The 24,122-nt window shown below is 66.3% G+C and carries 19 protein-coding genes; 13 read left to right on the forward strand and 6 right to left on the reverse strand.

Annotated elements, in window-relative coordinates; genetic code table 11:
* Nucleotides 1–13: 13 nt before the first annotated feature.
* From fdhF to RQP53_RS21100, 3 genes are read left to right on the forward strand one after another with little or no spacing between them, the layout of a single operon-like run.
* Nucleotides 14–2,938: a formate dehydrogenase subunit alpha gene (fdhF, locus tag RQP53_RS21090; RefSeq protein WP_315652671.1), complete on the forward strand. Its 2,925-nt coding sequence runs from the start codon at nucleotides 14–16 to the stop codon at nucleotides 2,936–2,938.
* Complete coding sequence (gene fdhD, locus RQP53_RS21095; protein ID WP_315652672.1) at nucleotides 2,928–3,827, forward strand: formate dehydrogenase accessory sulfurtransferase FdhD; 900 nt, start codon at nucleotides 2,928–2,930, stop codon at nucleotides 3,825–3,827. Before fdhF ends, fdhD begins: the two co-directional genes overlap by 11 nt.
* A gap of 19 nt (nucleotides 3,828–3,846) precedes the next feature.
* Nucleotides 3,847–4,095, forward strand: a complete 249-nt coding sequence (locus RQP53_RS21100) for a formate dehydrogenase subunit delta (RefSeq protein ID WP_315652673.1) — start codon at nucleotides 3,847–3,849, stop codon at nucleotides 4,093–4,095.
* Here RQP53_RS21100 and RQP53_RS21105 read toward each other — a convergent pair.
* Both RQP53_RS21105 and RQP53_RS21110 read right to left on the reverse strand, forming a co-directional pair.
* A complete protein-coding gene (locus RQP53_RS21105) occupies nucleotides 4,092–5,057 on the reverse strand; it encodes a hypothetical protein (RefSeq protein WP_315652674.1) in 966 nt (321 codons plus the stop codon). The genes RQP53_RS21100 and RQP53_RS21105 overlap by 4 nt on opposite strands.
* Nucleotides 5,054–5,656, reverse strand: coding sequence for a hypothetical protein (locus RQP53_RS21110; RefSeq protein ID WP_315652675.1), 603 nt, complete (start codon nucleotides 5,654–5,656; stop codon nucleotides 5,054–5,056). The genes RQP53_RS21105 and RQP53_RS21110 overlap by 4 nt, the downstream gene beginning before the upstream one ends.
* Nucleotides 5,657–5,784: 128 nt before the next feature.
* Here RQP53_RS21110 and RQP53_RS24785 point away from each other — a divergent pair, with 128 nt between their 5' ends.
* From RQP53_RS24785 to RQP53_RS21125, 3 genes are all read left to right on the forward strand, one after another.
* A complete protein-coding gene (locus RQP53_RS24785; RefSeq protein WP_434064135.1) occupies nucleotides 5,785–5,898 on the forward strand; it encodes a formate dehydrogenase subunit delta in 114 nt (37 codons plus the stop codon).
* Between the two features lie 284 nt (nucleotides 5,899–6,182).
* Nucleotides 6,183–10,838, forward strand: coding sequence for a YCF48-related protein (locus RQP53_RS21120; RefSeq protein WP_315652676.1), 4,656 nt, complete (start codon nucleotides 6,183–6,185; stop codon nucleotides 10,836–10,838).
* Between the two features lie 289 nt (nucleotides 10,839–11,127).
* Nucleotides 11,128–12,654 carry a methyl-accepting chemotaxis protein gene (locus RQP53_RS21125; protein WP_315652677.1) on the forward strand — a complete coding sequence of 509 codons (1,527 nt, stop codon included), beginning with the start codon at nucleotides 11,128–11,130 and terminating at the stop codon, nucleotides 12,652–12,654.
* Nucleotides 12,655–12,799: 145 nt separating this feature from the next.
* On the opposite strand, the gene RQP53_RS21130 is transcribed toward RQP53_RS21125, so the two are convergent.
* Nucleotides 12,800–13,774 (reverse strand): hypothetical protein, encoded by a 975-nt coding sequence (locus RQP53_RS21130; protein WP_315652678.1) that lies wholly within the window; start codon nucleotides 13,772–13,774, stop codon nucleotides 12,800–12,802.
* 519 nt (nucleotides 13,775–14,293) lie between these two features.
* Between RQP53_RS21130 and RQP53_RS21135 the strand changes: the two genes are divergently transcribed.
* Complete coding sequence (locus RQP53_RS21135; RefSeq protein WP_315652679.1) at nucleotides 14,294–14,713, forward strand: DUF3052 family protein; 420 nt, start codon at nucleotides 14,294–14,296, stop codon at nucleotides 14,711–14,713.
* A gap of 6 nt (nucleotides 14,714–14,719) precedes the next feature.
* Here the strand turns inward: RQP53_RS21135 and RQP53_RS21140 are convergent, their stop codons facing one another.
* Together RQP53_RS21140 and RQP53_RS21145 are read right to left on the reverse strand one after the other, a co-directional pair.
* Complete coding sequence (locus RQP53_RS21140) at nucleotides 14,720–16,351, reverse strand: alkaline phosphatase D family protein (RefSeq protein ID WP_315652680.1); 1,632 nt, start codon at nucleotides 16,349–16,351, stop codon at nucleotides 14,720–14,722.
* A 96-nt stretch (nucleotides 16,352–16,447) separates the two neighbouring features.
* Nucleotides 16,448–17,092, reverse strand: a complete 645-nt coding sequence (locus RQP53_RS21145; RefSeq protein ID WP_315652681.1) for a Crp/Fnr family transcriptional regulator — start codon at nucleotides 17,090–17,092, stop codon at nucleotides 16,448–16,450.
* Nucleotides 17,093–17,151: 59 nt separating this feature from the next.
* On the opposite strand from RQP53_RS21145, the gene RQP53_RS21150 reads away from it, so the two are divergent.
* From RQP53_RS21150 to mobA, 6 genes are all read left to right on the forward strand, one after another.
* On the forward strand, nucleotides 17,152–18,168 hold the full coding sequence (locus tag RQP53_RS21150; RefSeq protein ID WP_315652682.1) for an alpha/beta fold hydrolase: 1,017 nt from the start codon (nucleotides 17,152–17,154) through the stop codon (nucleotides 18,166–18,168).
* A gap of 296 nt (nucleotides 18,169–18,464) precedes the next feature.
* A complete protein-coding gene (locus tag RQP53_RS21155; protein WP_315652683.1) occupies nucleotides 18,465–19,421 on the forward strand; it encodes an alpha/beta fold hydrolase in 957 nt (318 codons plus the stop codon).
* 23 nt (nucleotides 19,422–19,444) lie between these two features.
* A complete protein-coding gene (locus RQP53_RS21160; protein ID WP_315652684.1) occupies nucleotides 19,445–19,990 on the forward strand; it encodes a GNAT family N-acetyltransferase in 546 nt (181 codons plus the stop codon).
* A gap of 106 nt (nucleotides 19,991–20,096) precedes the next feature.
* The gene (gene moaA / locus RQP53_RS21165; protein WP_315652685.1) at nucleotides 20,097–21,227 is read left to right on the forward strand and encodes a GTP 3',8-cyclase MoaA; all 1,131 of its coding nucleotides are present in this window, start codon (nucleotides 20,097–20,099) and stop codon (nucleotides 21,225–21,227) included.
* A 4-nt stretch (nucleotides 21,228–21,231) separates the two neighbouring features.
* Nucleotides 21,232–21,582, forward strand: coding sequence for a hypothetical protein (locus tag RQP53_RS21170; protein WP_315652686.1), 351 nt, complete (start codon nucleotides 21,232–21,234; stop codon nucleotides 21,580–21,582).
* A complete protein-coding gene (gene mobA, locus RQP53_RS21175) occupies nucleotides 21,557–22,228 on the forward strand; it encodes a molybdenum cofactor guanylyltransferase MobA (protein ID WP_315652687.1) in 672 nt (223 codons plus the stop codon). The genes RQP53_RS21170 and mobA overlap by 26 nt, the downstream gene beginning before the upstream one ends.
* Nucleotides 22,229–22,247: 19 nt before the next feature.
* On the opposite strand, the gene RQP53_RS21180 is transcribed toward mobA, so the two are convergent.
* Nucleotides 22,248–24,032: a PKD domain-containing protein gene (locus tag RQP53_RS21180; protein WP_315652688.1), complete on the reverse strand. Its 1,785-nt coding sequence runs from the start codon at nucleotides 24,030–24,032 to the stop codon at nucleotides 22,248–22,250.
* Nucleotides 24,033–24,122 lie beyond the last annotated feature (90 nt).

Genomic DNA, 24,122 nt, shown 5'->3' on the forward strand with positions numbered 1-24,122 from the left:
GGAGCAGATCATCATGTTGAACCATCTGAAGCAAGACATCGATCACGGCACCCCGCGCCGTGAGTCGAGCGAAGAAGTCACGCTGGAAATCGACGGCTTCCCGGTCACCGTGCCCAAGGGCACCTCGCTGATGCGCGCCGCCGTGGACGCCGGCATCCAGGTGCCCAAGCTCTGCGCCACCGACAGCCTGGAGCCCTTCGGCTCCTGCCGGCTCTGCCTGGTCGAGATCGAAGGCCGCAACGGCTTCCCGGCCAGCTGCACGACACCGGCCGAGGCCGGCATGAAGGTCAAGACCCAGACGCCAAAGCTGCAGGATCTGCGCAAAGGCGTGATGGAGCTCTACATCTCCGACCACCCGCTGGACTGCCTGACCTGCTCGGCCAACGGCAATTGCGAGCTGCAGGACATGGCCGGCGTGACCGGGCTGCGCAATGTGCGCTATGGCGTGGGCGGGGCTGTTGTAGATGGGGTGGCGGGCGCCCACCACTGCGATTCGAAGAAAGACGAGTCCAACCCCTATTTCACCTACGACCCGAGCAAGTGCATCGTCTGCAACCGCTGCGTGCGCGCCTGCGAGGAGACGCAAGGCACGTTTGCGCTGACGATCTCGGGCCGCGGCTTTGAATCGCGCGTGTCGCCGGGCCAGGACCAGCCTTTCATGGAGTCGGAATGCGTGAGCTGCGGCGCCTGCGTCGAGGCCTGCCCCACGGCCACGCTGCAGGAAAAGTCGGTCATCTGGCTGGGCCAGCCCGAGCACAGCGTCATCACCACCTGCGCCTACTGCGGCGTGGGCTGCGGCTTCAAGGCCGAGATGAAGGGCACGCAGGTCGTGCGCATGGTGCCCTGGAAGGATGGCAAGGCCAATGAGGGCCACAGCTGCGTCAAGGGCCGCTTTGCCTGGGGCTATGCCACCCACCAGGATCGCATCACCAAGCCGATGATCCGCGCGTCCATCCAGGATCCCTGGCAGGAAGTCAGCTGGGAAGTGGCGCTGAACCATGCGGCCAGCGAATTCCGCCGCATCCAGGCCAAGTACGGCAAGGATTCGATTGGCGGCATCACCTCCTCGCGCTGCACCAACGAGGAAACCTATCTGGTGCAGAAGCTGATCCGCGCGGCCTTCGGTAATAACAACGTCGATACCTGCGCGCGCGTCTGCCACTCGCCGACCGGCTACGGCCTCGGCCAGACCCTGGGCACCTCGGCCGGCACGCAGACCTTCAAGTCGGTGGAGAAGGCCGATGTGATCATGGTCATCGGCGCCAACCCCAGCGCCGCGCACCCGGTGTTTGCCTCGCGGATGAAGAAGCGGCTGCGCGAAGGCGCCCAGCTGATCGTCGTCGACCCGCGGCGCATCGACCTGGTCAACTCGCCGCACATCCGCGCCGCCCATCATCTGCAGCTGAAGCCCGGCACCAATGTGGCGGTGATCAGCGCGCTGGCCCATGTGATCGTCACCGAAGGTCTGGTCAACGAGGCCTATGTGGCCGAGCGCTGCGACACCAAGAGCTTCAATGAATGGCGCGATTTCGTTGCCCGGCCGGAGAACTCGCCCGAGGCGCTGGAGGCCGCCAGCGGCGTGCCGGCGGCCGAGGTGCGCGCCGCGGCGCGCCTGTACGCCACAGGCGCGAGCAATGGAACGGCCGCCGTCACGCGTCGGCCAAATGCGGCCATCTATTACGGCCTGGGCGTCACCGAGCACAGCCAGGGTTCGACGATGGTGATGGGCATTGCCAATCTGGCCATGGCCACCGGCAACGTCGGCCGCGAAGGCGTGGGCGTGAACCCCTTGCGCGGCCAGAACAATGTGCAGGGCTCCTGCGATATGGGCAGCTTCCCGCACGAGCTGCCCGGCTACCGCCATATCAGCGACAGCACCGTGCGCGGCCAGTTCGAGGCCGCCTGGGGCGTGACGCTGAACCCCGAGCCGGGGCTGCGCATCCCGAATATGTTCGACGCCGCGCTGTCGGGCAGCTTCAAGGGCCTGTACTGCGAGGGCGAGGACATCGTGCAGTCCGACCCCAACACCCAGCATGTGGCCGAGGCCATGATGGCAATGGAATGCGTGGTCGTGCAGGACATCTTCCTGAACGAAACCGCCAAGTACGCCCATGTCTTCCTGCCCGGCTCCAGCTTCCTGGAAAAGGACGGCACCTTCACCAATGCCGAGCGCCGCATCAGCCGCGTGCGCAAGGTCATGCCGCCGCTGGCCGGCTATGCCGATTGGGAAGTGACGCAGAAGCTGGCGCAGGCGCTGGGCTATCCGATGGATTACAAGAATCCCGAGGAGATCATGGCCGAGATCGCCGCGCTGACGCCGACCTTTGCCGGCGTCAGCTACGAGAAGATCGAGCGCCTGGGCAGCGTGCAATGGCCCTGCAACGACAGCACCGAAGAGGCCGGCACCTCCATCATGCATGTGGACAGATTCGTCCGTGGCAAGGGCCGTTTCATCATCACCCAGTACGTGCCGACCGACGAGAAGGTCACGCGCAAGTTCCCGCTGCTGCTGACCACCGGCCGCATCCTCAGCCAGTACAACGTCGGCGCCCAGACCCGCCGCACGCCGAACAACGAATGGCATAGCGAAGACCGGCTGGAGATCCATCCGCACGATGCCGAGGAACGCGGCATCAAGCAGGACGACTGGGTCGGCATCCAGAGCCGTGCCGGCGAGACGGTGCTGCGCGCCGAGCTGACCGATCGCGTCCAGCCCGGCGTCGTCTACACGACCTTCCACTTCCCCGAGTCCGGCGCCAACGTCATCACCACCGACAACTCCGACTGGGCCACCAACTGCCCCGAGTACAAGGTCACCGCGGTGCAGGTGATGCCGGTGCAGCAGCCGTCCGAGTGGCAGCGCGAGTTCAGCCGCTTCGACCAGCTGCAGCAAGGCCTGCTGCAGGGCCGCCGCCACGAGACCGTCCATGGCAAGTAAGACCGCCAAGCCGGCATCGACGCTAGCCACCGCCGCGCCGTCGTTCTGCGAAGGCGCGCGCCCGCTGCCCGTGCAGGGCGTGCGCGCCGGCCGCGCCTTTGCGCTTGACGATTGGGTGGCCGACGAGGTGCCGGTGGCGCTGGAGTACAACGGCGTCAGCCATGCGGTGATGCTGGCTACGCCGCTGGACCTGGAAGACTTCGCGCTCGGCTTCTCGCTCAGCGAGGGCATTCTCAGCGCCGCGCACGAGCTCTACAGCGTCGAGGAAGAAGCCTCCGAGCAGGGCATCACCCTGCATCTGCGCATTGCCGGCGAGGCCTTTGCCCGGCTGAAGGAACGCCGCCGCACGCTGGCCGGCCGCACCGGCTGCGGCCTTTGCGGCACCGAGAGCCTGGCCCAGGTGGCGCGCGATCTGCCCCGGCTGGGCGCGCCCGGCGAGGGTCAGGTCTTGCGTCGCGAGGCGATTGCCCGGGCGATGAGCCAGTTCGTCGAGCTGCAGACGCTGCAGCAGGCCACCGGCGCCGTGCACGCAGCCGCCTGGTGCTCGGCCGAGGGCGAGGTCAAATGGCTGCGCGAGGACGTTGGCCGCCACAACGCGCTGGACAAGCTGATCGGCGCGCTGGCTCGCCACGAGGTGCGCGCGGGCGAAGGCTTCATCGCCGTCACCAGCCGGGCCAGCTTCGAGATGGTGCAAAAAACCGCGAGCGCCGGCGTGCCGCTGCTGGCCGCCGTCTCGGCCCCCACCTCCTTCGCCGTGGCCACCGCCGCGCGCGCGCAGATGACCTTGGTCGGCTTCGCCCGCGGCCAGGACCTGGTCATCTACTGCCACCCCGAGCGGCTGGCGCTGGAGCGCCCCGCGCTCGCGCCGGCCAACTGCTCCGCCCACTGAACGAATCGACTTATTCCCCATGGACATCGAAAAACTCGTCCGCATGGCCAACCAGATCGGCACCTTCTTCCAGGCCATGCCCGATCACGCCGAAGCCGTCGACGGCATCGCCACCCACATCAAGAAGTTCTGGGATCCCAGGATGCGCCGCGAACTGCTGGGGGCGATCGATGGTGGCGATGCCGCGGCTGCGGGGCTGCTGCCGCTTGTAAGGGAGGCCTTGCAAAGCATGAGCAATGATCAGGCCCAGCAAACACGCTCTGTCTAAAGCCCCAATCTGTAGAGCGCCTTACTACGAATCGCACTAGAAATCGCGCGGGCCTGCCTAGCGACGAGATCGCGCCGAGCAGAATCGGGAATCGCACTCAGAACAGCTGAGTCGAGCGATTCTCCACACTGCCCCTGCTCTGCGCACATTTTCAACATCAGCAGGCTGTCAGTTGAACAGTCAAACTCAGCAGCGCACATGGCAAGCAAGATCGCATGCTGAAGATCGCCTGATTCAAGAAAAATCGGTTCCATTCCCGGGCGAAGAGTTTTATCTTGACCTGAGTACTCGAGCCATGTAGCCAAGCCTGGGCCAATCCAGATCAAAGCCTCTTCGCCATAATTGAACAAGGCAGCTCGCAAATTCGCGCGAACTTTTTCTGCCGAACCGTCAATAAAGTCCTGTCTACTCAACTCGGCATCATGTGGATTCACCGGATTGGGGGCATTTTGCAGAGCTGCAATCAAATCACGCTCCGCTTGCCGCAGCGCACTCGGACTGTAAGCATACAGTGCGCCACATCGTTCGCGCAATTTCTGTCTCGCTGAAAATGCCTTATACAACTGCAGAATATTGCTTTGCAGCACCTCAACATGCTGATATTCAAGCAATATTGGTTTGCAGAAATTTAATATCTCCATCGCAACATAGTTATCCTCTGGTTTTTTGGATTCAAGACCCCGTCGAAAGTAGGCCAGAAGTGCGTTTGCATCCGCACGCCAAAAATCGGTGACAGCATCTTTAGATGCCTGCTTGACGAACGGGATATTGATCTGCGCCTCTGGCAAAGTCGCTACGCCACTGACAGCATGCATTTCAGGCAGATTTGATGATGTGGGAGCAGTCGGCGCCGCAACGACCAACGCTGACTCACTAGCCCCCGTCCACTCGAACAACAAGTAGCAAGCCAACGCCGTCGCGCCCAGCAACAATATGCCGCGCCAGAATCGCAATCGCGTCATAACGACTCTTTCTTGCATCCCTTATCACCGCCTCCACCTCCGCCACCGATCGGCACACTGAGCCTCACCACAACCTCGCCCGTGTACTCCCAAAAACCTCGAACAACAATTGTCGCCGGATCAGAAGACTGCGGATATTCGGTCACCCAACGCCCAGTCGGAAACTTTACATCGCGTTGAACAGTATTGCTGTTACCCGGACGATCCTCGCAAGGCGCATGCTTCAGAAGCCAATCCTTTATAGCAGTTTGTGAAACCGTGGATGGGGAATCAATGGATTCAACTCGAGTTTTTTTACCGAACGCGCACGATATGCCTGCCACATACGAACACTGCGCTGTCACATCCATATCATAGACTTCGCCGCTGGCATAAACCACTCGTACGATATCCCCTCGCTTGATCTGTTGCACATCCAAAAGCATGTAGAGCCGCGCAATGTTTCTGGCGCCGGCAAACTCAAGATCGCTGTCATCGGCAAAGCTGCGAATACTCGGATTTCTCAAACTGACGTTAAACGGCCCCCACATCTTTGCAACAGCCACAGTCGCAATCACCAAAAGCAACATGAGCCCTTTTCGCTTCCACGTCAACTTCATCTCAGCCTCACAGTATTGAGCGGTTTTTGAGACGCTATATTAACTTGTTATTTGCATGCCTCCAACACCCTCCAATGGGGGGCCATTGCGGAAGTGCCGTTCTCTTGAGTCTGTCGCCACCACACATCATGGACGTCGCAAAACTCGTCCGCATGGCCAACCAGATCGGCCACTTCTTTGAGGCCATGCCCGACCACGCCGAAGCGCTGGACGGCATCGCCACCCACATCAAGAAGTTCTGAGATCCCAGGATGCGCCGCGAACTGCTGGGGGCGATCGATGGTGGCGATGCCGCGGCGGCGGCACTGCTGCCCATCGTCAGGGAAGCCATCGATTTGCGCCGCGTCCACCTGGCGCCCTGAACGATGGGAGTCCACTGCCTCTTGTGCCATGCAGGCGCTGCGCCGTTGTGTCAAAGCTGCACAGCTGCGCTGCACCTGATCCCGACTGCTCCATAGTTGTTCGGATGCCGGCTCGGCGCCGGGCACCTACAGTCGGCCGGGTTGCACAACCGGAGCAGGCAGGCTTGGACATTTCTTCAAACGGCGGCACCTACAGTTTGAAGCGCCTCTGGGCCTGGTTGATCATCTGCCTCCTCGCCTGTGCTGCCATCGCCGGCATGCACGCCTGGCAGGCGCGGCTGGCGCCCTGCGGCGACCAGCTTGATGGCGGCTGGTCCTGGTTCTGCCCCTACGAGACCAACCGCTCGCTGCGCGTCGTCGGCTCGGCGCCAGATGCCGGCCTGATATCCATCCGGTTCAGTGACGACGACCTGCATGGCTGGGCGGTTGGAGCGGCCGGGACCTTGCTCCACACCCAGAATGGCGGCCTGACCTGGGAAGCCCAAGGCAGCGCCACCAAGTCCTTGCTGCTGGCCATTCGCCTGGCCAAGAATGGCCAGCACATAGTGGCTGTCGGCGAGGGCGGCACCATCCTGAGCAGCAAGGATGGCGGTCAATCCTGGAGCACGCAGACCTGGCCCAGCGGCGAACTGCTGACCGCGCTGCATGTTTCCTCAGACGGCGAGCAAGCCTGGTCGGTGGGCGAGGGCGGCTTGATTCTGCACAGCGAAGATGGCGGCAAGTCCTGGGACAGGCAAGACAGTGGCACCCAGAAACAGCTGATCGCCCTGCACTTTGCTGCCGACGGACAGACCGGCTGGGCGGCCGGCGAGGACGGCACCATACTCCGGACCGTGGATGCAGGCGCATCCTGGCAGCCGCAGATCAACAACAGCCAAGCATCGCTGTTCGCTATTCATTTCAGCACCGATGGGCTGCACGGCTGGGTGGTCGGTGATGGCGGCACCATACTCCGCACCACCGATGCAGGCGCATCCTGGCGGCCGCTGACCAGCGGCACGCGCGCATGGCTGAACGCCGTTCACATCAACGAAGACGGACGGCGCGGCTGGGCAGCAGGTGAGGAAGGCTTGATCCTCCATACCGAGGACGGTGGCGAGTCCTGGGCCCCTCAAGTCAGCAATACCCGCGCGACGCTTCTTGCGCTGCACTTCAGCCCCGATGGCCAGCGCGGCTGGGCAGCGGGGGAACGCGGCGTGATCCTGCGCACCGACGATGGCGGGCGCTCCTGGGTCACGCAGATCAGCCACTGGCGCCCATCAGCGACGGCGCTGCAGATTGGCCGCGATGGACAGCACGGCTGGGCCATCGACGAGAGGGGCGCGATCCTGCGCATCGACAAGGGCGGCAGGTCCTGGTCGCAGCTACGCGGCCCGACCAAAGTGATGCTGAACGCGCTCTACATCAGCGCCGATGAGCAGCACGGCTGGGCGGCGGGCAACGATGGCACGATTCTCGCCACCAAGGACGGTGGCAAGACCTGGGACACACAGGCCAGCGGCCTCAAGTCATCGCTGAACGCCCTGCACTTCAACGACGACGGCCAACGCGGCTGGGCGTCCGGCGAGGAGGGCGCGATTATGGCAACCCGCAACGGCGGGCTGTCCTGGCGCGGGCAGGCCCGCGCCAGCACCAAGCTGAGCGCGCTGCATTTCAGCCGTGACGGGCAACGCGGCTGGGCCGTCGGTGATGCTGGCTTAATCGCCGCGACGACAGACGGCGGGGAAGAATGGTTCTACCAGTCCAGCAATACCGGGGCATCGCTGCATGCCCTGCGATTCAGTGCCGACGGCCAGCGCGGCTGGATCGTCGGCGATGGCGGCACAGTACTCAGCAGCTCGAACGGTGGACAGAGCTGGACGGCTCAGTTCAGCGGCATCAAGAACGACCTCAGCGACCTCTACATCAGCGCCGATGGATTGCGCGGCTGGGCGGTAGGGGACGGCGGCACCATCCTGTCCACCCAGAACGGTGGGCGCAGCTGGGTGGCGCAGCCCACCAACACGAAGGAAAAGCTCATCGCCGTGCGCTTCAGCGGCGACGGCAAGCAGGCATGGGCCGTTGGCGAGCGTGGCGCCATCGTCCGCAGCGACAACGGCGGCAGCAGCTGGCAACTGCTGCGCTATGAACGCTGGCCCCCTCCGGCATACGGCGTGGCCTTGGCGCTGTTGGCCGGTCTGCTGCTGTCGGTCGGCATCAGGGGCATCACGCGCCGAGGTGAGTTGCGCCTGCTCAATCAGCTGCTGGGCCGCGCCGTAGACGACGCGCCGCTGCAACGTGCCGACGAAGACCTGCTCAATTTCGACCCCTTGGTGCGAGCCCTGAGCTTCTATCTGACGCACCAGAAGACCGCCCCGCCACTGACCGTGGGCATCTCTGCCCCCTGGGGTCGCGGCAAGAGTTCGCTGATGAGCCTGCTGCGCAGCCGCCTCGACCAGCGCGGCCTCAGCACCGTCTGGTTCAATGCCTGGCATCACCAGCGCGAACCGGTCTTGCTGGCGGCCCTGCTGCAGGCGATCGCGTCACAAGGCCTGCCGGGCTGGTGGACGATGAAAGGCCTGGTCTTCCGAACCCGGCTGGTCTGGGGGCGTTTCCTGCGCCGCCCCTTGCTCGGCGCCCTGCCACTGGCGCTGTGGTTGGCCATCGCCTGGGGAGGCCTCATCTGGCTGGTGCTGGGCTTGTTGGTGCAGGCCGCCGGCCTGGCCAGCGGCGGGGCCAACCCGGTGTTCTTCTGGTTGGTCGATCTCTTGCACAGTGCGGCCGCCAACATCGCCGGCAATCCGGCCGCCGAGGCGCTCTGGGCCGGCGAATGGGCGCGCTTTGCCCGCGAAACCTTTGGCGCCATCGGGCATGACCCGAGCAAGGTCCTGCCCCTGCTGGGCGTGCTGTGGCTGGCCCTCTCAGGCTTTCTGCTGGCAACCCACTACGCCCGCCCCTTCCCCGCCCATCCTGGTGCCTTGCTCGCCAGCTTTGGTCCGCGCTTCTCGCTGTCCGCCGCGGAAGAGCAGACCGGATTCCGCCAACGCTTTCGCGAGCATTTCGCCGAGGTCACGAAGGGCCTGCACGCGCTCAACCGCACGCTGACCATCTTCATCGACGACATCGACCGCTGCGAGCCGGCCAAGGCCGCCGAACTGCTTGAGGCCATCAACTACTTGATGGACTCGGGGCGCTGCTTTGTCGTGCTCGGCCTGGCCCGTGACGTCGTTGAAGCGCAGCTGGGTGAATCCTTCAAGGACCTCGCCGCGCGCGACCACGGCTTCGAGAAAGTTCGCCAGGAACGCCTGGGGAGCAGCGTCAGCGCCAGGCCTGGCGCCAACGAAGGCGTACAGCTGGACTTCGCGCGCCGCTACCTGGAGAAGCTGGTACAGCTCTGGGTGCCCGTGCCGGGCAGCGACCGTCTCAGCGATGTGCTGCTGGGCAATATGCATGCAGATGCGAACGCTGAGTCGGCGCGCCAGCGCCGCCAATATCTGCGTGAAGAGGAGCAGGCCGCGCGCATCAAGTCCACCGTCCGCACGATCCTGCTGGCGGGACTGATGCTGCTCGTGCTGGGCTGGATCAGCCTGCAAAGCGCCGCCTGGCTGAATCAGGAGAACAAACGTCTGACGCGCGCGCGCGCCACGATGCTGGCCGAGCGCGAGGCACTGGCCAAGCGCATCCGCGATATCAAGGCCTATGCGCAGTGGCGCAAGGAACAGGATGGCGGCGCTGGGCCCACCGGCAGCAAACGGACGCCGACCGCATCAGCAACGCGCAGCGAGCGGGCCGACTCGACTGGCCAGCCCGCCAGCGCCCAGGAGGTCCGCGCCAAGGGCGCCCCCAACGACGCCAAGCTGGCCGAGCAGCACCGCACGGTCACTCACGAGTGGCACGAGCAGCAGCTCAAGCTCGCACAAGAACGCTACAACGTGCTGAATGCCGAAGTGCAGCTGGCGATGCAGTCCGAGAACGGCTCTGCCGGTGAACTGCTGCCGCCACGCTTTCAAGAAGCCCATACCGCCATCGAAGACTTTCTGGCACCGCTGGAGAAGGCGAAGTCGGAAGAGCAGCAACGGGGCGCGCCGCACGGCCCGAGCGCCAGCGCTTCCAGCGCCCATCGAGCCGACGCCGCCAGCGCCGGCAAAACCGCAGGCCTGACGGAGACCCAGCCCCGGCGGCTGCAAAGCAGCAAGCCACGCGAAACCAGCGATGTGCGCGACACCACGCCGCTGAGCCTGAACATCCCCCTGCTGCTGCTGGCGGCCTTCGCCCTTGCCGTGATGTGGCTGGCGCGTCCCAAGCGCCGCGCCATCGACAGCCAAAGCTACCTCGATGCGCTGCAGGCCTGCGGTCCGATGCTGCAGCAAGGCGCCTCGATTGCCTCGCCCCGCGAGGCCAAACGCCTGCTCAATCTGACACGTTATGCCGCGCTGCGCATGCATCTGCGCGACCACCTTCAGCCCGAGGGCATGCAACGCTGGTGGCCACGGGCCAGACGGCGCTTTGAGGCCATGCTGCCGGCGGCGTCGCCATGGAGCGAACAGCAGATCGTCGTGGCCACCGCCATTCTGGCCACCGGGCGACGACTCTGCCCGAGCGTCGACCCCATCGAACTGCTCAAGGCCCCCGAGCGCTATCTGGCCACGCATGTCGACCCGCACACACTGGCGGCCGCGACCGCGCATCTCCAAAGCGCGGACACACCAGCCTTCATCGACGGTGCCACGGCCTTCCTCCAGGTGGTGGGCGAGGTGGATTTCAGCGCCGGCGCGGCAGCGCCAATCCCGCCGAGCGAGCCGGGCAATAAGAAGACAGGCAGCGCCTCATTGCAGTACTGAACGAAGCCCGCCAACGTGGCCGGCATGAACAGCAGGGCTTAGCCCGTGGGCGGGAGCTGCTTGGCCTCTTTAGCCCGCGCTTCGTGAAATTCTTCTCAAGTCCAGCCATCCGCTGACGATGACGCTGTGGCAACCCGCGGGCCAAGCCGTCTGCTCGCGGGTGCGGATTCAACTTCGCCAGAGCCGTTCCCGCAGAGAACGGCTGGCGAGGCGACGGCTTGTGTGCAAGAGCTGAACGCGCGCCAGCCGCTGTCTATCGCAGGCAGCCGACTGGGTCGGAGGTGCGACGATGAATCTGAGCCGAAAAGTTCCATTGGCCTTTGCGCTAGCCCTGCTGCTGTCGCTGATTGCCGGGGTGTCCGGGCTGTGGTTTTCCGGCCGGGCGCTGGACAGCTTCCACTCCGAGGTGATGCAGGGCGTCGCCGACGAGCGCGCCACCGCGGCCCTGTCCAGCCATTTCAAGACCCAGGTGCAGGAGTGGAAGAACACCCTGCTGCGCGGCTCCGACAATGCGCTGCGCGACAAGCACTGGGGCGCCTTCCAGAAGGAAGAGAAAGCCGTTCGCGACGGCGCACAGCAACTGCGCACGGCCTTGACCGAGCCCGAGTTGCGCGCACTGCTCGATCGCTTCATGGCGGCGCACGACAAGATGGCGCGCGGCTACCGCGAAGGCCTTGATAAGTTCCAGGCCGCGGGCCTGGAACCCTCGGTCGGCGATGTGGCGGTGCGTGGCATCGACCGCGAGCCTGCCACGCTGCTCGAAGAGCTGGCCAAGCAGATTGCCGCACGCAGCAGCGCCATTGCCGAGCGCGCCTATGGCTCGGGCCAGTCGGCCAAGCGCTGGGGCATCGGCCTGATGCTGCTGGCCAGCTGCCTGGGCCTGGGCATCGGCCTGATGCTCAGCCGCGATGTGGTGGTGCCGCTGCGCCGCGCCACGGCGGTGGCCCGCGATGTGGCCAGCGGCGATCTGGGTCGCGACATCGAGGTGCAGGGCCGCGACGAAACGGCCAGCGTGCTGCGCGCGCTCGGCGAGATGCAGGGGCAGCTGCGCCAGCTGGTCGGCAGCGTGCGCGACAACGCCGAAAGTGTGGCGACGGCCAGTTCCGAGATTGCCCAGGGCAATCAGGACCTCAGCCAGCGCACCGAGCAGCAGGCCAGCTCGCTGGAACTGACGGCCTCGACCATGCATGAGCTGGGTGCCGCCGTGCACCAGAGCAGCGAAAGCGCGCGCCAGGCCAATCAGCTGGCCCATGGCGCCAGCCAGGTCGCGCAACGCGGCGGCGAGGTGGTCGGCCGGGTGGTTCACACCATGCGCGGCATCAACGACAGCTCGCGCAAGATCGCCGACATCATCTCGGTGATCGACGGCATCGCCTTCCAGACCAATATCCTGGCGCTCAACGCCGCCGTCGAGGCCGCGCGTGCCGGCGAACAGGGTCGCGGCTTTGCCGTGGTGGCCTCTGAGGTGCGCAGCCTGGCCGGGCGCAGCGCCGAGGCCGCCAAGGAAATCAAATCGCTGATCAGCAGCAGCGTCGAGCAGGTCGAGCAAGGCACGGCCCTGGTCGATCAGGCCGGCCAGACCATGCAGGAGATCGTCGCCGCGATCCAGCAGGTCAGCACCATCGTCAGCGAGATCAGCGAAGCCAGCCAGGCGCAGCGCGCGGGGGTGGATCGCGTCGGTCATGCGGTGCAGGACATGCACCAGACAACGCAGCAGAACGCCGCCCTGGTCGAACAAAGCGCCGCCGCCGCAGAGAGCCTGCGTCAGCAGGCCGATCGCCTGGTGGCGGCGGTGGCGGTGTTCAAGCTGAGCTAGGGAAGTGCTGCTTGTGTCGGCGCGGGCCCGCGGCAAACGCGGGCCGACTGCCAGGCGCGTTGATGGACAGCGATGGTCACGCTGATGGCGTCCGTCAACGCGGCCTGAAGCTCGCTGCGCTGAGGCTCACGGCCTCAGCGCGCGTTTACTCGTCGCCCGAGATCAGCACCCAGTTGAAGTTGCGCACCAGATTGACCTGGAAGCCGACCAGCGGCGTGCCGTTGTCCAGGAAGTCGATGCCGACGGCCTTGCCCGAGCGTGCCAGCGGGCTGGGAAGGTGGTTTTGCGTCGGCACATAGAACGACGCGGGCTGGGCCACACTGATTCGCACCTGCTTGTTGACGTACAGGTTCTGGATGTTGTTCTTGATGTACATGCCGACGTCGGTGCCGCCATACAGGTAGGTGCCGGGTTGGATGGCATCGACGAAGCCGAACAGGGCCCGCTGCGGTGCGACATCCAGAATCCTGCCGGAGAAGCCGCCCATGGCCAGCACCAACTGGCTGCCCGCACCGGCCAGCTTGTTGTTGATGTAGTTGCCCAGCCAAGGCACCCAGCCCAAGGAGTTGTCGCAATTGGTCGATTGGGTCGGCACGAACTGCACATTGGCCCCGCTGACCGCACCCGAATAGGGGTTGTAGTCCAGGCTGACACTGATCGACCCGATCGTCAGCGAGGTATTGCACTCGAAGCTGATCGGGCCCTGCCTGCCATTGGTCTGCAACACCACGTCGTAGCTCAGGCCATCGAGCACAAAACGCAGGTTCCCGCCCTGCAGGCCGGACAGCGAGGCGTTGAGCGTGCCGTTCAGAATGCCGGACGGGTACTTCATCTTCACCGTCACATCGCCGACCTGGGAGGTTGCCGCGCGGATCGCGTCATTCAGTGCCCACTGGATATCCAGGTAGTAGCCCTGGGCAGTGTTGATCAGGTTGTTCATCTGCGCCGACTGGGCCAGATTGCCGGAGGTGATCGGCGTCGAGTTGCCATTCCACGTCGCCGAGGCGGCGTAGCTGCTGCTGCTCAGTGACGACTGGTAGGTATTGCCGCTGCGTGCCTGAGCGCTGCCGACACAGGCGAGCACGGCCAGGCCAAGACCCAGTTTCTGGATCATCTTCATGTTCAAGTCCCTCGTTGGATGATGAGAAGCAAGGCAGGGAATGGCTTCCTAACCCGTATGGATTGCGTCTCCAAGGCCTTGCTGGTTCGGTCGCTGCAGCACGCGGAGCCTAAGCGCTGCCTCCGGCCGCGACCCACCTGTCAACTCTGACAGGGCCGTCTGTCCCGCGCCCGTCCTGGGCAGCCCCGACGCCCCAGAGATTCCCGCTTGTTCCTCTAGGCGTAGCGCGCCTGACCGACAAACAGTACGGCGCCCAGGCACCCGCAATGGCGGGCGGCAATCGCACCATGGGCGAGCAAACGGCGCCGCAGCGTCAGGGACGTCGGCTCGGCGCGACATCGGGCCATCGGGCTACCAAAGCTGGCAGCTGCGCCCGCCCGGCACTTGTGCTTGCATCGCGCTCCTTAAGCGCAGCCGCGAAGTTGGCGAGTTGGCATAAAGCCCGGCAAAGCGCCGCACGATTGCCGCTCCTCGCGCGCTGCGGCCACAATCAAACCTTCGCATCACCGTGCTGCAGCGATGACCCCAAGCGGCTATTCCGGCACCCCGTTGGCCAAGAAGCTGGGCCTCAAGCCCGGCATGCGCATCGCCGTCATGAACGCCCCTGAGGGCTATGGGGACTGGCTGGCGCCACTGCCGCCAGGGCTGCAGCTCAGCGCGCAGCCAGCGCCCGATTGCGAGCTGCTGCACTGGTTCCTGACCCAGCACAGCGAACTCGTCAGCGGCCTGCCAAGGCTGCTGGCTCTGCTCAGCGACGGCCGCCCGCTCTGGGTCTCCTGGCCCAAGAAGGCGGCGCGCAAGCAGATGCCCAGCGACATTGACGAGGACGCGATCCGTGCCGCGGCGCTGCCGCTCGGCCTGGTCGACATCAAGGTCTGCGCCGTCAGCGAGATCTGGTCGGGGCTCAAACTGGTGTTGCGCCGTGAGCGACGCGGCTGAAGCCGCTCAAGCCTCCGGGTCCAGCGTCACCCCCCACAGCCGCTTGCCGTCCAGATCGTGCAGCGAGACCTGCATCACGCGGGTCCTGGGGTCGATGCGGGCGCAGCCGTAGTACTGCTGCAAGGCCGTTGGCGGGTTGCTCTGCGGGTTGTTCTTGGGCACGCTGCAGTAGCGCACCTCGGGGCCGAAGGTCGGGTCGACCTCGTTGGGGCCGAAGGTGCCCGCATTGATCGGCCCGCCAATGAACTCCCAGAAGGGTTTGAACTCGCTGAAGCGGGCGCGCGCCGGGTGGTAGTGGGTGGCTTGCGCATAGTGCACATCGGCGGTGACCCAGACCACATTCTTGATGTCGTGCTGCTTGATGAAGCGCAGGATCTCGGCCAGCTCCAGCTCGCGGCCCGAGGGCGCGCCCGCATCGCCGTTGGCCAAACCCTCGTAGGTGCCCTTGGGCACATCGGGGTTCAGATCGGGCACAACCAGCGAGATCGGCATATCGCTGGCGATCACCTTCCAGCTCGCCTTGGAGCGCAGCAGCGACTGCTTCAGCCACTCGGTCTGCGCGCGGCCCAGGAAGGCCGATTCATCATCCAGCCGGGTCTGCCGGTTGGCGGTGTTCGGGCCGCGGTAGCTGCGCTCGTCGAGCATGAACACATCGAGCAGCGGGCCGAACTGGAAGCTGCGGTAGATCTGCTCCGGATCCTCGCGGTTGATGCGAAACGGGTTGTACTCCAGCATTGCCTGGCGCGCGCGCTGGGCCAGCACGGCCGCTTCACGTTGCTGGTAGCGCTTTTCCTGCGGACCGATGATCTGCCCCGGGTACCAGTTGTTGCGCGCCTCATGGTCGTCCCACTGCACCAGGAAGGGCACCTCGCTGGCGAAGCGGCGCTTGTGCTGATCGAGCTGGTTGTAGGCGAAGTTGCCGCGGAAGTCGTCCAGCGTCTGCGCCACATGCGACTTGGCCTCGGTGGTGATATTGGTCCAGATCGTGCCGTCGGCCAGCTTCACTTCCGGCTGAATCGGGCCATCGGCATAGATCTGGTCGCCCGAGTGGATGAAGAAATCCGGCTGCTCGCGGCGCATTGCCTCATAGAGCCGGTAGCCGCCGAAGCGCTCGTTGATGCCATAGCCCTGCCCGGCCTCGTCGCCGGAAAACACAAAGCACACGGGCTTGTCGGCGCGCAGCGAGGGCGTGCGCAGCCGGCCCAGCAGAGGCTCGCTGTAGACCGATTCATGCACCAGGTCCTGAAAGCGCACCCGGTAGAACAGCTCGGCGCCGACCGGCAGGCCTTGCAGATCGACCCGCGCCGTCAGGCCGGTCGCGCCAAAGGCGGCCGGGCCCTCGATGCGGGTCGCATTGGCAAAGCGCTTATTGCTGGCCACTTCGACCAGCATGCGCGCCGGCCGGTCGCTGCGGCTCCAGACGATGGCGCTTGCGCCCTTGCTGCCGCTGCTCACATCGCCGCTCATCACCCCACCGGGCAGCTGCGGGCGCAGTCGCTCGGACGTCACCAAGGCCGGCGCCTGGCCCTGGGCCAGCACGCTGCCGATATGGCCGCTGCCCAGCAGCGCGGTGCCGGAGGCCAGCCCTTGAATCAGCTTGCGGCGGAGCTTGGAATCGGTGTTGAAAGCGTCGGTCATCGCAGGGGCATCGCAGTTCAGATGCGGTGAAGCCTAGTGGGCTCAGATGACAGTCCTGGGACAGCGCCGACGAGTTATGCGTTCAACGCGCAGGCCCTAGGCCTCACGCTGCAGCTGCGCGCGCAGCCGGCTCAGGCTGACCGGCGTGATGCCCAGATAGCTGGCGATGTGGTGGTGCGCCACCTGTTGCTCCAAGCCCGGCAGCTCGCGGCGCAGGGCCAGCAGCCGTTCGCGCGCCGGCAGCACCGCCAGCGACCATTCGCGCTCGGCGCGGCGCAGCAGTTCGGCGCGCAGGACCTGATCGCCCCATTGCCTGACGGTCGGATCGGCCACCATCAGCGCGTGCAAGGCCTCGGCATCGAACAGCACGACGCGCACCTCGCTCAGAGCATCGCACTGCGTGCGCGAGCGGCCATCGACACTGCGCGCGATGGCTGGCGTCATCGCGCAGGGACCACGGTGAAAGCTGAGCGTGACGGCACGCCCTTCGGCATCGCCGACCCAGCTGCGCAGCATGCCCTCCAGCACCAGGCATTCCTGCGCCGGCGTGGCGCCCATGGCCCAGAGCGTCTGCCCGGCCTTGAGCTCGCGCCAGCACATGCAGCCGAGCAAGGGCATGAAGGGCTCGCGCGGCCAGGTGGCGGCGCCGGGCACGATGCCCAGCAGCGCCTGCAGCACCTGCGCGGCCTGCGCCGGCGAAAAGGCGCCAGGGCCTGTCTTATCCGATGTTATTGAAGTCATTCCGGTCGTCCGCGAGCATCCGCCTGCACAGCGCCTCATCTTAGACAAGGACCTCGCTCATGACGCCCTCCAAGACCCTCCCCCGCACTACCCGGCTGCGCCGCCTGAGCCAACTCTTCGTTGCGCTGAGCCCGCTGCTGCTGGCCGCCTGCAGCACGGTTGCGCCGACGGTGACGCAAGACCTGACCCTGCCGCGCGTCCAGCTGCGCGGCCACTGGCTGCATGCCGAGGCACACGGCCCGGCCAATGCGCCGGTGCTGATCGTGCTGCACGGCGGCCCGGGCGCCGACTACCGCTACCTGCTGGGCCTGCAGGCGCTGGCGGACCGCTACCGCGTGGTGTTCTACGACCAGCTGGGCAGCGGCCTGTCCGAGCGCGTGCCGGCCGAGCAGATCACCGTGCAGAGCTTCATCGACGACCTTGATGCCGTGGTCGCGCATTTCGGCCGGCAGCGCCCGGTGCATCTGCTTGGTCATTCCTGGGGAGCGATGCTGGCCAGCGCCTATGCCGGGGCGCACCCGGACAAGATCGCCAGCCTGGTGCTGGCCGAGCCCGGCTTTCTCGACCAGGCCTCTCTGGCCGGATTGCAGCAGCGGGGCGCTTGGCCGGGCTGGCGCCAGGTGGCCGGCGTCAGTGCCGCCTGGCTGGGCCAATGGCTGGTGCGCGGCGAGGGCGATGCCTATGCGCGCGACGACTGGTTCGTCCAGCAGATGGTGGCCCTGGCCCAGCCCGCCACGGCGCTCTGCGAGGGCCGCCTGCCGCCGCTGCAAGGCTGGCGCGGCGGCAGCCCGGCCTTCCAGGCAACGCTGGGGCGGATGATGAGCGACAAGGCCTATGCGAGCTCGCTGGATTTCAGCCGCGGCCTGGCGCAGCTGCAGGCACCGGTGCTGTTCCTGCGCGGCAGCTGCAACGAGGCGCAAGGAGAGGCACACCAGCGCCGCATGATGGCGCTGTTCCCGCCCGCCAGCCAGGCGCGGCTGCAGCGTATCGACGGCGCCGGCCACTTCATGTTCAACGACCAGCCCGCGGCGAGCCTGGGCGCGGTGAGGCAGTTCCTTGATGCGCGCTCCGGCTGATCACGGGCCGGCGCAGCGGGGCGCGGTTCAGCACGATCAGCGACCGATGGAGCCGCTGCAACCGAGCGGATCGAAGCGCGCGTGCGACTGGCGACACGCGGCCGACGAAGCCGCCCAGCCGGCGACGAAATCGCTGCCAAGCAAGCCCAGTTGCCGCGCAGGCCACGTCTGAGCTGCCGCCAGCACCTGCTACCGGCTGCGACGAGGCTCTGCCCAATGGGCCTGCCCCTTGGCTGCTTGCTGCGCCGCCCTCTACATTGCGGCGTCTCCACAGCGCCCAGCCATGGGCCCGCATGATGAGCATTCGCGAAAAGACCTACTCAATACGCCAGCGCCTGGCGCGCGCCCTGCTTGGATGGAGCCTGCTGTACGCAGTGAACGCCGGCGCTGGCGGCCTGGTCGCGCCGCCGGCCCCGGCCCTGCGCGAGGCGGCAGCATCGCAAGCCCGGCCGGTCGAGGCCTTGCCCACGGAGCTCGCGCACATCGGCGATGCAGTGCTCGAATTCCATCGCCGCCAGACGGCTCAGCCGCACGCCACGCTGGTCTTCGAGAACGGACTGCAACTGCCGCTGGAGACCTGGAGCAAGGTGCTTGAGGGCCTGGGCGATCAGGTCAACGTGCTGCTCTACAACCGACCTGGCGTCGGACGCAGTGCCATGCCCGACAGCGGCGACGATCCGACGCAAACGACCCGCCGCCTGAAGGCGCTGCTTGCCGAGCAGGGCCTGCACCCACCGTACATTCTGGTCGGCCATTCGATGGGCGGGCTGTACGCGCAACAGTTCGCGCGGCTCTACCCAGAGCAAGTGTCGGCGCTGCTGCTGGTTGATGCGCTGCCGCCGGGTGCCTTGAAGCCCTACGCCGAGTTCCCCTGGCTCACCCGCGTGGGTCTGCGCTGGTTCGCGCCGCCGCAGGTACTGCGCGAAGTGAAGCATGCGTCGATCATCGGTGGCACGCTGCTCGCCGAGCCAGGCCGCTTCGCCGGGCCGGTAACCCGGCTGCTGGCCGAGACACCGCAGATGCCCAAACCCCAGGGGCTGATCAAGGATCTGCTGCGCGGCACGCTCTATGCCGAGGATTTCGGCATCACCGCGATGGATCCGGACGCGGCCGAGGCGCAAGTCGCTGCGATCTATCCTCACTCGACGCTGCTGAGAGTACGCAGCTTTCACCGCGTGCAGGAACTGGCACCGCAGGCCGTCGTGGCGGCCATCCGTGACATCATGGGCAGATTCACAGTCAGAAGCCCATGACCGCCCGCGCGCCGCTTTCACCCATGTCCATCATCGACCAGTTTCGCCACAGCCTGCCCCGCTTCAGATCCGAACGCCTGCAGCTACGCCCTTTTGAAGCGCAGGACTTCGACGGCCTGGCCGCGTTCTTTGCCCACCCGGTCTCGGCCACCTACGGCGGCCCCTGCGGCCGCGACGAGGCCTGGCGCAAGTTCGCCGCCTACCTGGGCCACTGGGCGCTGCGCGGCTATGGCCCCTGGGCGCTTGAACGGCTCAGCGATGGCGCCTTCATCGGTCTGGCCGGCCTGTGGTTTCCGGAGGGCTGGCTGGAGCCCGAGATCACCTGGGCGCTGCACCCCGACGCCCATGGTCAGGGCTACGCGACCGAAGCGGCCCGGCGCGCGCTGCAGGCGGCCTACGAGCATTTCGGCTGGACGACGGCGATCAGCGTCGTGGCCGCCGGCAACAGCGCCTCGGCCGCGGTCGCGCAGCGCCTGGGTGCCACGCTGGAGCGAACCATTCCTTTTCGCGGCGGCGAAGGCCTGGTGTTCAGGCATCTGGCGCCGGGCCTGCTGGCCGCTGACTGCTGACTGCTGAAGAGCGCTGAACGGCGTTGAGCAAAGCGCGCATTCCTTGCGCTCGGGCAATGCCCCCGCGCGCCGGTGCACGCTCGGCCACAGGCACAATCAGCGCATCATGGCCGAACGCATCATTCCCCTGCACGCCGAGCGCGCCCGTCAGCCGGTGCCGGCGGTACCGCCGCTGAGCGCCGGCGCCGCGATGCCAGCGGGGCCGCTGCTTGATGCCCTGGGCCGGCCGCTGCGCGATCTGCGCATCTCGGTCACCGACCGCTGCAACTTCCGCTGCAGCTATTGCATGCCCAAGGAAGTCTTCGACCACTACCATGCCTTCCTGCCGCACAGCGAGCTGCTGAGCTTTGAAGAGATCACCCGGCTGGCGCGCATCTTCGTCGGCCTGGGGGTGCAGAAGCTGCGCCTGACCGGCGGCGAACCGCTGCTGCGCAAGCATCTGGAAGTGCTGGTCGAGATGCTGGCCGCGCTGCGCACGCCCGAGGGCCAGCCGCTGGACCTGACGCTGACCACCAATGGCTCGCTGCTGGTCAAGAAGGCCGCGGCGCTGAAGGCAGCCGGCCTCCAGCGCATCACCGTCAGCCTCGATGCGCTGGACGACAAGGTGTTCCGCCGCATGAACGATGTCGACTTCCCGGTCGCCGAGGTGCTGGACGGCATTGCCGCCGCACAGGCCGCGGGCCTGGGGCCGATCAAGGTCAATATGGTCGTCAAGCGCGGCGTCAATGTCGACCAGATCCTGCCCATGGCGCGGCACTTCCGCGGCACGGGGGTGGTGCTGCGCTTCATCGAATACATGGATGTCGGCGTCAGCAACGGCTGGCGCATGGACGATGTGCTGCCCTCGCGCGAGCTGCTGGCGCTGCTGCAGCGCGAGTTCGAGATGCGCCCGCTGTCGGCCAGCGCGCCGGGCGAGACGGCCGAGCGCTGGGCCTATGCCGATGGGGCGGGCGAGATCGGCCTGATCTCCAGCGTCACCCAGGCCTTCTGCGGCGACTGCAACCGCGCCCGCCTGTCCACCGAGGGCCAGCTCTACAGCTGCCTGTTCGCCAGCCGCGGCCACGATCTGCGCACGCTCCTGCGCGGCGCCGGCGAGCAGCTGCCGCCACGCAGCGACGCCGAAATTGCCGCCGCACTGGCCCCGCTGTGGGCGGCCCGCGCTGACCGCTATTCGCAGCTGCGCGGCAGTGCCACGGCGGCCGTTCAAAAAATCGAGATGCACTACATCGGAGGATGAGGGCATGCGCGAGCCTCACCCCGTCCAACAAGCACTGAGCCACTGGTTCACGCCGGCCGTGCGGCGCCGGCTGAGCTTGTACTTGGTGGTGAGTCTGGCCCTGCCCTGGCTGGCCGGCGAATGGGCCAAGCAGTTCGTGCAGCCGGGCCTGCATCAGGACCCGCAGCGCATGGCGCTGCTGATCGACTATATGGTGCTCGGTGCGATTGCCTTCGGGCTCAGCATGGTGCTGACCTGGCTGATTGGCACCTGGATCACCGCGGTGATGAAGGGCCGCCAGTACCTCGGCGACGAGTTTCCCGCCACCAGCCACCAACCCAGCCCCCGCGATGACGACAGCTCGCTGCGCCGCTGACATCACCGGCCTGATCCTGGCCGGCGGCCGCGGCCGCCGCATGGGCGGCGCCGACAAAGGGCTGCTGCTGCTCGATGGCCGCCCGCTGGCCGCCCATGTGCTGGCGCGGTTGGCACCGCAGGTGGCTGCCTTGATGATCAATGCCAATCGCCATGCCGAGGCCTATCAGGTACTGGGAGCCGCGTCAGCGTCGGGGTCAGAAATACCGGTGATTGCCGACCCGCTGCCGGGCGAATTCGCCGGGCCGCTGGCCGGCATGCTGGCCGGGCTGTGCGCCTGCGGCAGCGAGTGGCTGCTGGCCGTGCCTTGCGATTCGCCGCGGCTGCCGCTGGATCTGGGCCAGCGCCTGCTCGCCGCGGCACAGGCCGCAGACGCCGATCTGGCCGTGCCGCTGGCCTGCAGCGAGGCCGGCAATGATGCAGGAAGAGAGCCGCAGATCCAGCCGGTGTTCTGCCTGCTGCGCCGCAGCCTGATCGCCTCGCTGGCCCGCTATCTCGATGGCGGCGAGCGCCAGCTGCAGCGCTGGCAGCGCCAGCAGCGCCATGTGCTGGTCCGATTTGATCGGCCCGAGGACGCGCTGGCCTTTGGCAATACCAACACGCCCGAGGATCTGGCGGCGCTGGCCGCCCCGGCGCCGGCGCGCTGAGGCGGCTGCTCGCAGGCCTCTACTTGAGGTTGAGCGTCAGGCCCGAGAAGGCCGTATAGCCGTACACGCCGATATAGACGACGTCACCAGCGGCCACCGCCAGCGAGCAGCTCTCGTTGGAGCTGCTGCTCCAGGAGCGGCAGCCATAACTGCTGGTCGTCGGCGCCGCCCCCTTCTTCAGGTACAGATCGGCATCGCCGCTGCTGCCGGTGGTGTTGAAGCTCACGCTGCTGACGCCGGCCGGCACCGTGTAGCTGTAGTTCAGCCAGCTGCCCTTGGCGGCCGAGAGATTGGTCTTGGGAAAGCCCGTGCCGCTGCTGGTGACGTTGACCGTGGCTGACTTGCTGGCCGTGGCGCCCTTGTCGTCGGTCACGGTCAGATTGACCGTGTAGCTGCCCGCACCGGCATAGCTGTTGCTCACCTGCAGGCCACTGCCGCTCTTGCCATCGCCATACACCCAGGCGTAGCTGACGATGCTGCCATCGGCATCGCTGGAGCCGCCGGCATTGAAGGAGCAGCTCAGGCCGTTGCAGCTGCTGGTGAAGTTGGCCACCGGCGGCTGGTTGGTGCTGCCGCCGCTGTCGCCATTGGGCACCTGGTTGTTGAAGTGCGTCGCCACCTGAGGCCAGATCTTGCTGATCTTCACGCCCTGGTTGGTGCAGCCGCCGAAATGGTGCAGCGCAATCGCCTTGTTGCTGATGCCGGCGATCACCGGCGAGCCCGAGGAGCCGCCTTCGGTATCGCAGTAATAGGCGGCATCGGTACCGGCCGCATTGCCCGCCGCATTGGCATTGTTGATCTTGCAGTTGCCACCGCCATCCTGGTCGCTGGTGATGGCCAGCTGCTTGGGCCTGCCACCGCCGTGCTGGGCAATATAGATCGCCTCATTCAGCGTCGGGTCGCGCACTTCCAGGCCCAGATAGCCGAAGCTGGCCACATTGGCAAAGTTGTTGATCGTGAACAGCGAGTAGTCCAGCGTGGCATCGGTCTTGAGCAGCGTGCCGCCGGTCACCTTGGTCACCGTGCCCTGCGTGCTGCCGCCACAGCTCGTGTTCTGGTAGTTGAACCAGACCTCGGTGTTGGTCAGCGTCGCCTGATCGGCGAAGCAGTGGTTGTTGGTGAACATGCGGTTGTCGGCGCCGACACGCCAGCCGGTGCACAGGCTGCTGCCGGCCATCAGCAGGCGGGCCACCGGGCGAGTGCGGTCGTACTGCGTGGGGTTGCTGCTGGCAAAGCAGACCGGATCGCGGCGTTCGTCGGTGCCGCAGACCGACAGCGGCGTGCGCTCCTCGATACCCATCTGGCCGGCGTGGAACTGATCCACGCGCAGCACGTTTGACGGTCCCCAGGCCACGCCTGCAGGCAGCACCAGCGTCACGATGGCCGTCTCACCAAAGACCGACAGCGCGGCAAAGCGGGTCAGGCCGTCCTCACCCTGGGCGCGGTCGTAGGTGCGGTTGTTCTGTGCCTCGGCGTCGTAGCGATGGACCTCCTGACCGTCGGCCGAGCTGACCAGCACATAGGCCCCCGCCGGCAGGCGAAACTCGGCGAAATGGACCTTGATGAAGTCCGCGCCGGCCTGGCCAACTTTCTGCGCGATGCGGCGCTCGCCGTTGGACAGGGCCTGGCGCGGATCGACCTTGAAGCGCACATCGGCGCTGACCGCCTGGGCCACCGTCAGCGGCTTGGGATGGGTGTTGGTGGCCTGCGCGGCGCTGATCAGCGGCATGGCGGCGCTCAGGCTGAGTACCAGGGCGGTGAGGGAGCGCGCTTGCAGGCGCGACGGGCTGCGTTCGAGGGCCATTGATGTCTCCATTCGGTTGTGATGCACCTATCCGCGGGAAGCACCGACAGCGACCGAGCATCAGCGGGTGCAAAGTCAGGCCTCGCGGAG

This window comes from Roseateles aquae (assembly GCF_032337115.1).
Taxonomy (GTDB): domain Bacteria; phylum Pseudomonadota; class Gammaproteobacteria; order Burkholderiales; family Burkholderiaceae_C; genus Roseateles_C; species Roseateles_C aquae.